A 14,321-nucleotide genomic window follows, 5' to 3' on the forward strand; every position below is an offset into this window, starting at 1 on the left:
CAAGCCCTAGGAATTCGTAAGTAATTGAATTTAGTGTGTATATGGATTTGGTCTACTTTATGCATTGCCAGGATGCACACAGGAGACAACCATGGTCCTCAATAAATTGCTTGTTGCGTTCACGTTGACTACTTCGGCGTTCGTCGCCCAGGCGGGGCCGGTGCCTTTGTATAGTTATCCGGATCCTGCTTCCTTTGCGGTGCAGTATGGCGACTTTTACTCCTTCTCGCTTCCCATACTTAGTTCGTCCGTCGAAGGCTATACGAAAGCCAGCGTCAACTACGGTAGTGGCTCGGCTTATTACATCAACACCGCCAACACAATCCAAGATGCACTGGTTATTGGAACGGGTTCGGGCGGCAACCAAAATAACCAGGATTTAGGATTGACGGGCTTCGTGCAGAACGGCTACGACTTCCCGAACGCAGCTGGTAACAGCTTGCTTAATTTTGATACCAATACGGCAGCAGAGCCCGGGCCGGGAGCGGTAAGCGGCAGTAACAAGGCGGGCACCTGGGACATCGATCTGAGCGCCTTGCGCCAGTATCTGACCAAGGGCGGCATCTTGTACGACATGGTCGCCTATTTCAACAACAACCAGCAAAATCGTACCGTCGAATCGAACAACCTCTGGGCCAAGGCGGAAATCACCTTGACCGACACGGATGGTGGTGGGGGCAGCACGGTTCTCAAGTTCGAGGATGCCAGCAGCGGACATAACAACTATGTGCTGTCCGGCGGGCCTGTCACGCTGTGTTTTGCCGAACCCGACAGCGTCGGACAGAATGTGGCGCGCACGGAGGTTTCTTGCGCGGGTCCCCATGGCTCTGAGTCCACCTACGAACACAACCTCGGTCAGAACGACGTGGCCTACGGCCTGACGTCGCTGGCTTTGAACGACGTCATCCGGGACCTGAACAGCGACTACGACCTGATGAGCGTGCGCGTTATGTTCGAGGGACTCAACAATGGGTTCGAAAACCTGTACCTCGGTGCGGCCTGTGTTGACCGCGAATGCACTATTACCAACACTGTCCCGGAGCCCGGCAGCCTGGCGTTGCTGGGTCTGGGTTTGCTCGGTCTGGCGATTCCCCGGTTTCGTCTCGCCCTGCTGGCACGGACCGCATAAAAAATTAATCCCTTGTTCGGTAGAAGGCAGCCCTGGTGGCTGCCTTTTGTGTTTAAAGCTGCGTCTAAGCCACCGGCAACTGGCTCGACGCCTTGATCTCGCGCAGCGCCAGGCTGGAGTGGATCAGGCTGATGCCGGGCGTGCCGCGCAGCACAGTCTCCACGAAGTCGCTGTAGGCATCCAGGCTGGGCGCGACCACCTGCAGCAGGTAGTCGGCCTGGCCGGTGACCTTGTGGCAGGACAGCACCTCGGGGCGCTGCAGGATGGTTTCCTCAAAACGCTGGATCGACTTGTCCGTCACCACGCCAAAGGTCAGCTGCACAAAGGCCAGGATGTCCAGGCCGAGCTTGCGGCGGTTCAGCTGCGCCTGGTAGCCGGTGATGAAGCCTTGCTCTTCCAGCCGCTTGAGCCGGCGCCAGCACGGGGTGACGCTGAGCGCGACCTGCTCGGCCAGCTGCGGCGTGGACAGGCTGCTGTCGGCCTGCAGCAGCCGCAAAATAGTGCGATCTATTGCATCCAGCGCGTGAATGGAGATGTTTGTGCTCATGGATTGCCAAAAATGGGTTGCTTCTATGCGCATGTTAGCGTTGGTAGCGCACAGAAAGCAAAGCTATTCCGCGCCACCGGCCGCATACTTTGCAGACCTTCACCAGCCTCCATCTCTGCACCATGATCACTGTCTACAACCACCAGCACGCCCTGCACCAGGGCCAGTTCGAGATGTTTCGCGGCCAGCTCGTGCCCTGCTTCGAGGTACCGGCGCGGGCCGACTATGTGCTGCAGGAACTGCAGGCCCGCAGCTTTGGCGAGATCCAGGCGCCGCAGGACTGCGGCTTGGAACCCATCCAGCGCATCCACAGCGGCCGCTACTTGGACTTTTTGGCCAGCGCCTGGAGCGAATGGGTGGCGCTGGACCCGGCGAATGCGGCGCGTGATGCCTTGCCCTCGGTGTGGCCGGTGCGCAGCTTTCGGTCCGATGTGTTGCCGGCCAATTTCTCGGCGCGCATGGGGCTGTTTTCGTACGACGCGGGTACGCCGCTCACGTCTGGTACCTGGACTGCGGCCTATGCGGGTGCCAGCTGTGCGGTGACGGCCGCGCAGCTGGTCGGCGCCGGTGCGCGCTCGGCGTTTGCGCTGACCCGGCCGCCGGGCCACCATGCGGGCGCCGACTTCTTTGGCGGCTACTGCTTTCTGAACAATGCTGCGATTGCTGCGCAAAGCCTGCGCGATGCGGGGGCGCAAAAGGTGGCGGTGCTGGATATTGACTACCACCACGGCAATGGTACGCAATCGATTTTTTACGAGCGCGCCGACGTATTTTTCGCCAGCCTGCACGGCGACCCGCATACCGAATACCCGTTCTACCTCGGCTATGCCGACGAGACCGGCGCGGGGCCGGGGCTCGGCCATAACCTGAACCTGCCGCTGCCACGCGGCACCGACTTTGCGCGCTGGCGCGATGCGCTGCAACTGGCCCTGCGGCGCATCGCCCAGAGCGGTGCGCAGGCGCTGGTGGTGTCGCTGGGGCTGGATACCTTCGAGGGCGACCCGATCTCCGGCTTCACGCTGCGCAGCGAAGACTATCTGCGCGTCGGTGCCGACCTGGCCGCCGCCGGCCTGCCTACGGTGTTCGTGTTCGAGGGGGGCTACGCAGTGGAGGAGGTGGGCGTCAACGCGGTGAATGTGCTGGCCGGCTTTGCCCAGCACAGCGCCTGATGTATTGCTGCGTTTGCTCCTGAATACATAGCGGCTGGCGCAGGTGCTATCTGCGCTGCAGCCCTGTTTTTTTATACAAGTCGGCGCGGGGTCTGCCCGGCGCCCATGTGTGGCACGGAGTACGAAATACAGATACTTTAAGGTGGGTAATAAGGGTTTTTACTAGAGTTCCTCTGCAAGAAAGTACAACAACTCGCTTTTTCGGTATCGCTGTTTGCAAGAGCTGTCTCTACGATTGCGGCACCGACCAAGTGCATTGAATGCGCTAGCGGAATACGTCAAAAACCATCAGGAGACACTCCATGAAACTGAAAATCTGCGCCGCTGTTGTCACCGCGATGCTCGGATCCGCCAGCGCATTTGCTGCGACCGAATTGGTCATCGCCACCGTGAACAACGGCCACATGATCACCATGCAAAAGCTGACCAAGCACTTCGAGTCTGCCAATCCCGACATCAAGGTCAAATGGGTCACGCTCGAGGAAGGCGTGCTGCGCCAACGCGTCACCACCGACATCGCCACCAAGGGCGGCCAGTTCGACGTGATGACGATCGGCCTGTACGAAGCACCGATCTGGTCCAAAAAAGGCTGGCTGGCCCCCATCGCCACCGATGCCGCCTATGACGTGGACGACATGCTGCCGGCTATCCGCAACGGCCTGACCTTGGACGGCAAGCTGTACGCGGCGCCGTTCTACGGCGAAAGCTCGATGACCATGTACCGCTCCGACCTGGTGAAGGCCGCCGGCCTGACCATGCCCGCCAACCCCACCTGGACCGAGATGGCCAACATCGTGTCCAAGATCCACGACCCGGCCAAGGGCGTGTACGGCCTGTGCCTGCGCGGCAAGCCGGGCTGGGGCGACAACATGGCCTTCCTGAGCACCATGGTCAATACCTACGGCGGCCAGTGGTTCGACATGTCCTGGAAGCCGCAAATCGACTCCAAGCCCTGGCATGACGCGATCAACCAGTACGTGGACCTGATGAAGAAGTACGGCCCTCCAGGCGCTTCGGCCAACAGCTTCAACGAAAACCTGGCCTTGATGAACGAAGGCAAGTGCGGCGTGTGGATCGATGCGACGATTGCCGCGTCCTTCGTCAGCGATCCCAAGCAGTCCAAGGTGGCGGACAAGATGGCCTTCACCCAGGCGCCTGTGGCCGTGACCCCCAAGGGTTCGAACTGGCTGTGGTCGTGGAATCTGGCCGTGCCAGCGTCTTCCAAGAAGCCGGCTGAAGCACAGAAGTTCATCGCCTGGGCGACCTCCAAGGAGTACGTGAACCTGGTGGCCAAGGAAGAAGGCTGGAATGCCGTGCCCACCGGCACCCGCAAATCCACCTATGCGAACCCCGAGTTCCAGAAAGTGGCCAAGTTCGCCACCGAAGAGCTGAAGGCCATCAACAGCGCCAACCCCAATGACAGCACCTTGCCCAAGTCGCCGTATGTGGGCGTGCAGTACGCCGCGATCCCTGAGTTCCAGGCCATCGGCATTGCTGTGGGCCAGCAAATGAGCGCTGCGCTGTCGGGCAAGGTCACGGTAGATGCGGCTCTGAAGACTTCGCAAACCGCTGCGGAACGCGAAATGACCAAGGGCGGCTACTTCAAAAAGTAAGTCGGCCAGGCCACCGGGTGTGATGCCCGGTGGTTGCCATTTGCGGGCTTGCGCTGTGTACGCCTGGCGGGGCTGCGGCAGGACCGGGTCCGCTGCAGTGCCGTTCCGCTGGACCGCGGGCAACCGAAAAATGGGCTCCCCCATCCGCCTCCACGCCAGGGCCGGTGCTACGGGCCCGCTACCGAAAGCTACACCATGAGCCGATTTCTCCCCCGTGCCTTGATGGCACCGTCGATCGTCACCCTGTTCCTGTGGATGATCGTTCCGCTGGTGATGACGCTGTACTTCTCCGTCATCCACTACAACCTGATGCAGCCTGGCGAGACCGGCTTCGTCGGACTGGAAAACTTCCATTACTTCATCACCGACCCTGACTTCTGGCCGTCGGTGATGCACACCCTGCAGCTCCTGGGCTCGGTGGTGGTGATCACCGTGGTGCTGGGCGTGGGCCTGGCGCTGCTGGTCAACGAGCCGTTTCCCGGCCAGGGCATCGTGCGCGTGCTGCTGATCTCGCCGTTCTTCGTGATGCCCACGGTGAATGCGCTGCTCTGGAAGCACATGATGATGAACCCGATCTACGGGGTGCTCGCCCATGTGTGGAATTTCTTCGGTCTCACGCCGATCGACTGGATGAGCGACTTTCCGCTGCTGTCGGTGATCATCATGCTGTCCTGGCAATGGCTGCCGTTTGCCTGCCTGATCTTCATCACCTCGCTGCAGTCGCTGGACCGCGAGCAGATGGACGCCGCCGGCATGGACGGCGCCACCAAATTCGACAAGTTCTACTACCTGGTGCTGCCCCATATGGGCCGCTCCATCGCCGTGGTGGTGATGATCGAAATGATCTTCCTGCTCAGCGTGTTTGCCGAAATTTTCACCACCACCGGTGGCGGCCCGGGCAACGACAGCACCAACCTGGCCTTCCTGATCTTCAAGCAAGCGCTGATGAACTTTGACGTAGGCGTGGCCTCGGCCGGCGCCTTGTTCGCGGTGATTCTGGCCAACATCGCCTCGGTGTTCCTGGTCCGGCTGGTTGGCAAGAACCTGGACTGAACCGGAGATCCACCATGATGAAAAAAACACCTTTCCCCATCATCCGCACCGTGTCCGCCTGGGGCGTGGCGCTGTTCCTGTTCTTCCCGCTGTTCTGGCTGACCATTACCGCGTTCAAGACCGAGGGCCAGGCGATTGCCGCCGAGCTGTTCTTCTCGCCCACGCTGGCCAGCTTCGCCGAAGTGCAGGTGCGCAGCGACTACCTGCTGTTCGCCAAGAACTCGTTGATCACCAGCCTGGTCTCGACCATTCTGGGCATCCTGATCGCCGTGCCGGCGGCCTACTCAATGGCCTTCTTCCCGACCAAGAGGACCCGCGACATCCTGCTCTGGATGCTGTCGACCAAGATGATGCCGGCCGTGGGTGCGCTGGTGCCGGTGTATGTGATGGCGCAGACCGTCGGCATGCTGGATTCGCTGACCGCGCTGATCATCGTGTTCACCTTGTCGAACCTGCCGATCATGGTCTGGATGCTGTTTAGCGCCTTCAAGGAAGTGCCCAAGGACATCCTGGAAGCCGTGCGGCTCGACGGCGCCTCGGTGTGGGAAGAGTTCCAGCACGTGATCCTGCCGCTGACCATGGGCGGCATCGCGTCCACTGGCCTGCTATGCCTGGTGCTGTCGTGGAACGAGGCCTTCTGGGCCTTGAACCTGACCTCGGCGAATGCCGGCACGCTGGCTTCGTTGATCGCCTCGTATTCCAGCCCCGAAGGCCTGTTCTGGGCCAAGCTGTCGGCGGCCTCGCTGATGGCCATCGCGCCCATCATCGTATTCGGCTGGTTCAGCCAAAAACAACTGGTCCAGGGCCTCACCTTCGGCGCAGTCAAGTAACTGTTTCACCGTCCGGGGCCATGCCCCGGACTGCACCCCCATTCAAGGATTCCATCATGTCTTTTCTGCAACTTCGCGGTGTTGAAAAATTCTTTGGCGAGCACCGGGCCATCAAGGGCGTCAATCTGGATGTCGAGAAGAACGAGTTCATCGTTTTCGTCGGCCCGTCGGGCTGCGGCAAGTCCACCCTGCTGCGCATGATTGCCGGCCTGGAAAGCATAGACGGCGGTTCGCTGCACGTTGACGGCAAGGACATCACGCACCTGCCGTCCAGCCAACGCGAGCTGGCCATGGTGTTCCAGAGCTACGCCCTGTACCCGCACATGACGGTGTTCGACAACATGTCGTTCGCCCTCAAGCTGGCCAAGGTGCCGGTGGACGAGATCAAGCAAAAGGTCGAGCGCGCCGCCGAGACGCTGAACCTCACGCCCTACCTGAAGCGCACGCCCAAGGAGCTATCGGGCGGCCAGCGCCAGCGCGTGGCCATCGGCCGCGCCATCGTGCGGGCGCCGAAGATATTCTTGTTCGACGAACCGTTGTCGAATCTGGACGCCGCCCTGCGCGGCCAGACCCGTGTGGAGATCCACAAGCTGCACCGCGCGCTCGGCGTGACCACCATCTACGTGACCCACGACCAGGTCGAAGCTATGACCCTCGCCGACCGCGTGGTGGTGCTGCGCGATGGCGCGATCGAACAGGTGGGCGCGCCGCTGGAGCTGTACGACAAGCCGGCGAACCAGTTCGTCGCCCAGTTCATCGGCATGCCGTCGATGAATATCGTCAAGGCGGCCCAGCTGTCGCAGTTCGGCACCCTGGCCGGCCAGGCCGCGGGCCGGGTGCCGGCCGATGGCCTGATCGGCGTGCGTCCCGAAGGCGTGCGTGTGCTGCCGGTGGGCCATGCCGGTGTGCCCGGCAAGGTCGAGCTGATCGAGGCCCTGGGCGCTGACACCCTGATCCATGTGGATGTGATGGGCACGTCGATGATTTCGCGCCAGGCCGAGCGCACCCATTTGCGCATCGGCGACCCGGTGGCGCTGGAGTTTGACCTCGACACCCTGCATTGCTTCGACCATGCGGGCCGCACGGTTTCACTGGCTTAACTTTCTGCGGATTTTTTACCATGGCTACTACTTCCAACCACCTTGTGATGTTGCATCTGGGCGTGGGTTCGTTCCACCGTGCGCACCAAGCCTGGTACATGCACCGCCTGCGCTTGCAGCAGGCCGACAGCGGCGACCAGTGGTCGCTGGCCGGCGGCAATACCCGTCCCGACATGCCCGAGACCGTGGCGGCCCTGGCGGCCCAGGGCGGCGTCTACACGCTGGAAACCGTGACCCCTGCGGATGAGCGCCACTACGAGCGCATCGAATCGATCCGCCGCATCATTCCTTACGAGCCCAGCCTGGCCGGCCTGGTCGCGGTGGGCGCCGATGCGAACACCCGCATCATCTCGTTCACCGTCACCGAAGCTGGCTACTACCTGGACGCACAAGACCATCTGGACCTGGGCGTGGCCGATCTGGCCGCCGATCTGGAGCGGGCCAAGCAAGGCCTGCCCGGCAGCTGCATTTACGCCGCACTGACTGCCATTCTGCGGGCCCGCATGGCCGGTGGCGGCGGCAAGCTCACCCTGCTCAATTGCGACAACCTGCGCCACAACGGCGACCGGGTACGCAAGGGTTTGCTGTCCTTCATCCTGCTGGCGGGCGACACAGCCTTGCATGCCTGGGTGCAGGCCAACACGACCTGCCCGAACGCCATGGTCGACCGCATCACGCCGCGTCCGGCACCCGAGCTGCGGGCTCGCGTGCGTGCGGCCACCGGCTGGGACGATGCGGCGCCCATCATGGGCGAGTCCTTCATCCAGTGGGTGATCGAGGACAACTTCTGCAACGGCCGGCCCGATTGGGAAAAGGTGGGTGTGCAGATGGTGGAATCGGTGGCGCCGTTCGAGGAAGCCAAGATCCGCCTGCTCAACGCCACCCACAGCTGCATTGCCTGGGCCGGCACCCTGGTCGGCTACCAGTACATCCACGAAGGCACGCTGGACCCGCGCATCCGCCAGATGGCGTTCGACTATGTGACGAATGACGTGATGCCCTGCCTGGACACGCCCGAGCACCCGTGCCCGCTGGACCTGGCCGCCTACCGCGACGTGGTGCTGGACCGTTTTGGCAATGCAGCGATTCTGGACACCAACCAGCGCGTGGCCGCGGACGGCTTCTCCAAGATTCCGGGCTTCATCGCCCCGACGGTGCGCGAATGCCTGGCGCGCGGTGCCAGCATCGACTCGGTGGCCGTGCTACCCGCCTTGTTCCTGGCCTTTTTGCAGCGCTGGCACCGGGGCGAACTGGCCTATGTGTACCAGGACCAGGCCATGGACCCGGCCGTCGCCCACGCCATCTGCGACGCGGCCGATCCGGTGGTCGCGCTGGCGGGCAACACCAGCTTCTGGGCCGAGCTGGCGGGCGATCCGCGCCTGGTCGCCGCGCTGCAAAAAGCCACTCTCCAAGTCAACCAATTTTCCAAGGATCCACAATGAGCAACCCCCAACGTCTGATCGGACAACACGCCTTGCTGACCGGCACCGCCGGCGGCATTGGCCTGGCTGCGACCACCGCCTTCTTGCGCGAAGGCGCGCACTGCACCGCCGTCGATCTGGCGGCTACGCCATCCGCCGAGCTGCAAGCCCTGCTGGCGCAGTACCCCAGCCACTTCCAGTACCTGAGCGCCGACGTGTCGCGCCAGGACAGCATTGCCGCCATGGTGGCCGCTGCCCGGGCCAAGTTTGGCACCATCACCACGCTGCTGAACAACGCGGCCGTGTTCAGCCTGGGCGACATTCTGGAGATCACCGAGAAGCAGTACGAGGTGATCTTCAACGTCAACGTCAAAGGCATGTTCTTCGTGATGCAGGCTGTGCTCAAGCAGATGGTGGCCGACGGCTGCAAAGGCAGCGTCACCAACCTGGCATCGCAGGCCGGTCGCCGTGGCGAGGCCCTGGTGGCCCACTACTGCGCCAGCAAGGCCGCGGTCATCAGCTACACCCAGTCGGCCGCGCTGGCCATGGCGCCGCACGGCATCCGCGTCAACGGCATCTCGCCGGGCGTGATCGACACCCCGATGTGGAAAGACGTGGACGCCCAGTTCGCCAAGGCCGAAGGCCTGCAGATCGGCGAGAAGAAGAAAGCCGTGGGCCTGGCCGTACCGCTGGGCTACATGGGCGCACCCGAAGACGTGGCCCGGGCCGCGGTTTTCCTGGCCAGCCCCGAGGCTTCTTACATTACCGCCCAGACCTTGAATGTGGACGGTGGTAATGTGATGAGCTAAGTACAAAGGAGACAAGCATGGTCAGCCTGCGCCAACGCGCCCGCGAACCGGAGCTGGAGCATGACATGGGCCGCGACCCGACCCTGGGTTACGAGCCGCGTGAAAGCCACAGCAGCCTGCGCTATCTGGAGCACGGCATACCTACGCCGCTGGTGCGCTGGCACCAGCACGAGGAATGCGAGCTGCACCTGATCGTGCAAACCCGGGGCAAGCTGTTCGTGGGCGACTACATCGGCCATTTCGAGCCCGGTAACCTGGTGCTGACCGGGCCGCGCCTGCCGCACAACTGGATTTCCGGCGACGACCCCGATGAGGTGGTGCATCTGCGCGACATGGTGCTGCAGTTCTCGGAAGCCCCGCTGCGCCAGGTCGGCAGCGAGGTGGGGGAGCTGCAGGCCGTGCTACCCCTGCTGGAACGGGCCCGCCACGGCATCGAATTCTTCGACATGAGCGAGATGGCGCGCGATGCGCTGGTCCGCATCAAGCACAGCCATGGCCTGGCCCGGTTTGGCGAGTTCCTGATGCTGCTCGACAAGCTGGCCCAGTGCACCGACTACCGTCTGCTATCCACGGTGCAGATGCAGAGCTATGACGACGACGCCTCCCTGGCGCAGGTCAGTGGCATCGTCAGCTTCCTGACCGAGCACAGCGCCGAGCAGTTCACCATGGCCGAGGTTTCGGCGCGCTTCCATATGACCGAAAGCCAGTTCTCGCGCTATTTCCGGCGCGCCACCGGCAACACCTTTACCGACTTCATGAACCGCCTGCGCATCAACCGCGCCTGCCAGCTGCTGATGGAAACCGACCGCTACATCAACAATGTCTGCTACGACGTGGGCTTTAACAACGTGGCCAATTTCAACCGGCGCTTCATGCAGATCAAGGGCATGACGCCCAAGGACTTCCGCCGCCAGGCCGAAGCCCGCTTTGGCAGTAAAAACCCCTAGCGCTATATAAAACATAGCTGTTTGCGCAATAGGAATATGCGGTAGAGTTAGTTTGTCTATAAAACTAACTCCGCTTGTGCAAAGCCCTATGCACTCCCCGTACCCTCTACATACATAAGGCCATGCCATGTACCTTGGACTCGATTTAGGCACCTCCGAACTCAAAGCCCTGCTGCTGGCAGACGACCACCGGGTCGTCGCCGTGGCGCATGCGCAGCTCACCGTGCAGCAACCCCAGCCGTTGTGGTCCGAGCAAGACCCCTACAGCTGGTGGCGGGCGCTGGAGTCGGTCATGGACCAACTGGCCAACGGCCACCGCACAGCTTTGTCGGCGGTGCGGGCCATCGGCCTGTCGGGCCAGATGCATGGCGCGGTGCTGCTGGATGCGCAAGACAAGGTGCTACGCCCGGCGATCCTGTGGAACGACGGTCGCAGCGGCGCCGCCTGCGTGGCCTTGACCCAGGCCGTGCCCGAGCTTGCCCAGATCACCGGCAACCTGGCCATGCCGGGTTTTACCGCGCCCAAGCTGTGGTGGCTGCGCGAGAACGAGCCCGACATCTTCAACCGCACCGCCCGCGTGCTGCTGCCCAAGGACTATCTGCGTTTGCTGCTGACTGGCGAGGCGGTGACCGACTGCTCCGATGCCTCTGGCACCCTGTGGCTGGATGTGGGCGCACGCCGCTGGTCGGCACCGCTGTTGGCGGCGTGCGGCCTGGACGAGTCGCACATGCCGCGCGTGGTCGAGGGCAGCGCCGTCGCGGCCGGCCTGTCGGCCGCCATCGCCGCCCGCTGGGGCCTGCGCGCCGGCCTGCCGGTGGCCGGTGGCGGCGGCGACAACGCGGCCAGTGCCGTCGGCATGGGGGTCGTATCCCCGGGGCAAGGTTTTGTGTCGCTGGGTACCTCGGGCGTGGTGTTTTTGGCTACCGACAGCTTCCGCCCGAATCCGGCGCAGGCCGTGCATGCCTTCTGCCATGCGCTGCCGCAGCGCTGGCACCAGATGTCGGTGATGCTGTCGGCCGCCAGCGCCGTGAGCTGGGCCACCAAGCTACTCAAGTTCGAGAATGAGGCCGCGCTGCTGGCCGCGGCCGCCCAGCTGTCGCCCAGCGCGCGGGCCCAGGCGCCGCTGTTTCTGCCCTATCTGTCGGGCGAGCGCTCTCCGCACAACAACCCGAACGCGCAAGGCGTGCTGTTCGGCCTGACCCACAGCCATGACGCGGCGGCCATGGCCTATGCCGTGGTCGAGGGTGTGAATTTCGGCCTCTGTGACGGCTGGCGCACCCTGGCCACCGACCAGCCCATCGGCGCGCTGTCGGTGGTGGGCGGCGGCGCCCGCAGCGCCTGGTGGTCGCAAGAGCTGGCCAACACCCTGGGCGTGCCGCTGGTGACCCAAGAGGGCGGTGCCACCGGCGGCGCACTCGGCGCGGCACGGCTGGCCTGGCTGGCCGACGGCGGCGTGGAGGCCGAGGTCTGCCTGAGCCCACCCGTGGCCCAGCGTTTCGATCCGGTAGCCCAGCCGACTGCCGAGGCCGCGCGCTACCAGCGTTTCCGGGCGCTGTACCAGGCCTTGCGCAATAGTTTTTAAGCCTTTTTGGCCTCTGGCGCTTATAGATCCTGCGGAAGCAGCTATTGAATCCATAGCGATTGCCGGCTGGGCCACAATCGCGTATGCCCCATCCCCCTGCGTCCGAATGGCAGGTGCTGCACATCCATCCTGCGGCACCGGCTAAACCCGCGGTCGGCGCGCCCTGCAACGGCTGCGGCGTCTGCTGCCTGTCGGCGCCATGCCCGCTCGGCATGCTGCTGTCGCGCCGCCGCACCGGCGCCTGCGCGGCCCTGCGCTGGGACGGTGAGCACAGCCGCTATCTGTGTGGCGCCATCAGCCAGCCTACGGATGTGCTGGCTCCGCGCTGGCGCTGGACGGCGCCGTTGCTGGGCCGCTGGGCCCGGCGCTGGGTCGCAGCGGGTGTGGGCTGTGATTCGAGCTTGCAGGTGGGGCCACCGCCCCCGGTTTAGCCCGCGCTTTGCAGCGCCAGCCCCGCATGCTCGCGCAGCGGGTGGAAATGGATCTTCGGAAAACGCTCCTGCGCCAGCCGCACGTCGTAGGGCGAGGTGCAGAGGTAGGCCAGGGTTTCGGCTGCGTCATTCGCCATGCGCATCGGGTAGGCGTCGGTAAAGGCGCGCAGCTCGGCTGGGGTGTCGGCGGTGATCCAGCGGGCGCCGGTGTACTGGCAGCCTTCCAGGCGCACATCGGCGTCGTATTCGGCTTTCAGGCGGTGCTGCACCACTTCAAACTGCAGCTGGCCCACGGCGCCCAGCAGCATGGGGCCGCCGACGTTGGGGCGGAACACCTGGATCGCGCCTTCTTCGCCCAGCTGGGCCAGGCCTTGCTGCAGCTGCTTGGTGCGCAGCGGGTTCTTCAAGATCACGGTCATGAACAGTTCGGGCGCGAAGAAGGGCAGGCCGGTGAACTGCAGGCTGGCGCCGTCGGTAATCGTGTCGCCCAGCTGCACGCCGCCATGGGTGGTAAAGCCGATGATGTCGCCCGCATAGGCTTCGTCCACGGCTTCGCGGCGCTGGCTCAGGAAGGTCACCACGCTGGTCGGGCGCAGCTCTTTGGCGGTGCGCTGCACCCTGAGCTTCATGCCCGGCGTGTATTTGCCGGATGCCATGCGCACAAAGGCAATGCGGTCGCGGTGCGCCGGGTCCATATTCGCCTGCACCTTGAACACTACGCCGGCGAAGGCTTTGTCTTCGGGCTGGATTTCCTTGACCACCGGCTGGCGGTTCACCAGGGTGGTGCTGGTGCGCGGCTGCGGCGCAGGCGCCAGATCGACCAGGGCGTCGAGCACTTCCATGACCCCGAAGTTGTTCACGCCGGAGCCGAAGAACACCGGTGTTTGCTTGCCGGCCAGGAAGGCCTGCAAGTCCCAGGCGGGGGAGGCGCCGGCGGCCAGCTCCATGCTTTGCTCGGCGGTTTCGAACTCGTGGCCGAAGCGCTTCAGCAGTTCGTCGCGGTTGTCCAGGGCGATGGTTTCAAACTCCTGCGGCAGGCGTTCCTTGCCGGAGTCGAACACCGTCATGGTCTGGGTACGCAGATTCATGATGCCGCCAAAGGTCTTGCCCTGGCCGACCGGCCAGGTCATGGGTACGCAGGGCATGCCGAGTTCGCGTTCGATCTCGTCCAGGATGTCCAGCGGCTCGCGCACTTCGCGGTCCATCTTGTTGACGAAGGTGATGATGGGCGTGTCGCGCTGGCGGCAGACTTCGATCAGGCGGCGGGTCTGGGCTTCCACACCGTTGGCCGCGTCGATCACCATCAGCGCCGAGTCCACCGCGGTCAGCACGCGGTAGGTGTCTTCCGAGAAGTCCTTGTGGCCGGGTGTGTCCAGCAGGTTGATCACGTGGTCGCGGTACAGCATCTGCATCACCGACGAGGCTACCGAGATGCCGCGCTGCTTCTCGATTTCCATCCAGTCGCTGGTGGCGTGGCGGGTGGCCTTGCGGGCCTTCACAGAACCGGCGATCTGGATCGCGCCCGAGAACAACAACAGCTTTTCGGTCAGCGTGGTTTTACCCGCATCCGGGTGGGAAATGATCGCAAACGTGCGGCGGCGGCGGGTTTCGGAGGCGTAGGACAAGGTGGTTTCCAGGGCAAAAACAGGGCGCTGCCGGGTGGGCAGGCAACCCGCGATTTTAACCAGCG

At 63.5% G+C, this 14,321-nt stretch carries 13 protein-coding genes; 11 read left to right on the forward strand and 2 right to left on the reverse strand.

The genetic code is table 11. From position 1 onward, the window contains the following. The first annotated feature begins 91 nt into the window (after positions 1-91). The gene (locus J2X19_RS23520; protein WP_310376942.1) at positions 92-1,129 is read left to right on the forward strand and encodes a PEP-CTERM sorting domain-containing protein; all 1,038 of its coding nucleotides are present in this window, start codon (positions 92-94) and stop codon (positions 1,127-1,129) included. A gap of 64 nt (positions 1,130-1,193) precedes the next feature. Here J2X19_RS23520 and J2X19_RS23525 read toward each other — a convergent pair whose 3' ends face one another. Beyond that, entirely contained in the window at positions 1,194-1,676 is a 483-nt protein-coding gene (locus J2X19_RS23525; protein WP_310376943.1) for an Lrp/AsnC family transcriptional regulator, read from the reverse strand. Between the two features lie 122 nt (positions 1,677-1,798). On the opposite strand from J2X19_RS23525, the gene J2X19_RS23530 reads away from it, so the two are divergent. The 10 genes from J2X19_RS23530 (at position 1,799) to J2X19_RS23575 (ending at position 12,631) form a co-directional block, all read left to right on the forward strand. Next, entirely contained in the window at positions 1,799-2,845 is a 1,047-nt protein-coding gene (locus tag J2X19_RS23530; protein ID WP_310376944.1) for a histone deacetylase family protein, read from the forward strand. A 302-nt stretch (positions 2,846-3,147) separates the two neighbouring features. Further along, the gene (locus J2X19_RS23535; RefSeq protein WP_310376945.1) at positions 3,148-4,458 is read left to right on the forward strand and encodes an ABC transporter substrate-binding protein; all 1,311 of its coding nucleotides are present in this window, start codon (positions 3,148-3,150) and stop codon (positions 4,456-4,458) included. A gap of 195 nt (positions 4,459-4,653) precedes the next feature. After that, complete coding sequence (locus tag J2X19_RS23540) at positions 4,654-5,511, forward strand: carbohydrate ABC transporter permease (RefSeq protein ID WP_116608872.1); 858 nt, start codon at positions 4,654-4,656, stop codon at positions 5,509-5,511. Between the two features lie 17 nt (positions 5,512-5,528). Beyond that, the gene (locus tag J2X19_RS23545; protein WP_116608891.1) at positions 5,529-6,341 is read left to right on the forward strand and encodes a carbohydrate ABC transporter permease; all 813 of its coding nucleotides are present in this window, start codon (positions 5,529-5,531) and stop codon (positions 6,339-6,341) included. A gap of 56 nt (positions 6,342-6,397) precedes the next feature. Beyond that, a complete protein-coding gene (locus J2X19_RS23550; protein ID WP_310376946.1) occupies positions 6,398-7,441 on the forward strand; it encodes an ABC transporter ATP-binding protein in 1,044 nt (347 codons plus the stop codon). Positions 7,442-7,488: 47 nt separating this feature from the next. Next, a complete protein-coding gene (gene dalD / locus J2X19_RS23555; RefSeq protein WP_310377048.1) occupies positions 7,489-8,883 on the forward strand; it encodes a D-arabinitol 4-dehydrogenase in 1,395 nt (464 codons plus the stop codon). Next, positions 8,880-9,671, forward strand: a complete 792-nt coding sequence (locus tag J2X19_RS23560; RefSeq protein ID WP_116608875.1) for an L-iditol 2-dehydrogenase — start codon at positions 8,880-8,882, stop codon at positions 9,669-9,671. The genes dalD and J2X19_RS23560 overlap by 4 nt, the downstream gene beginning before the upstream one ends. Positions 9,672-9,688: 17 nt before the next feature. Beyond that, positions 9,689-10,618, forward strand: coding sequence for an AraC family transcriptional regulator (locus tag J2X19_RS23565; protein ID WP_116608876.1), 930 nt, complete (start codon positions 9,689-9,691; stop codon positions 10,616-10,618). Positions 10,619-10,745: 127 nt separating this feature from the next. Further along, positions 10,746-12,200: a xylulokinase gene (xylB, locus tag J2X19_RS23570; protein ID WP_310376947.1), complete on the forward strand. Its 1,455-nt coding sequence runs from the start codon at positions 10,746-10,748 to the stop codon at positions 12,198-12,200. Between the two features lie 83 nt (positions 12,201-12,283). Continuing rightward, positions 12,284-12,631, forward strand: coding sequence for a hypothetical protein (locus J2X19_RS23575; protein WP_310376948.1), 348 nt, complete (start codon positions 12,284-12,286; stop codon positions 12,629-12,631). Here J2X19_RS23575 and J2X19_RS23580 read toward each other — a convergent pair. Next, entirely contained in the window at positions 12,628-14,256 is a 1,629-nt protein-coding gene (locus J2X19_RS23580; RefSeq protein WP_116608879.1) for a peptide chain release factor 3, read from the reverse strand. The genes J2X19_RS23575 and J2X19_RS23580 overlap by 4 nt on opposite strands. Positions 14,257-14,321 lie beyond the last annotated feature (65 nt).

This window comes from Rhodoferax ferrireducens (assembly GCF_031458075.1).
GTDB lineage: Bacteria > Pseudomonadota > Gammaproteobacteria > Burkholderiales > Burkholderiaceae_C > Rhodoferax_B > Rhodoferax_B ferrireducens_A.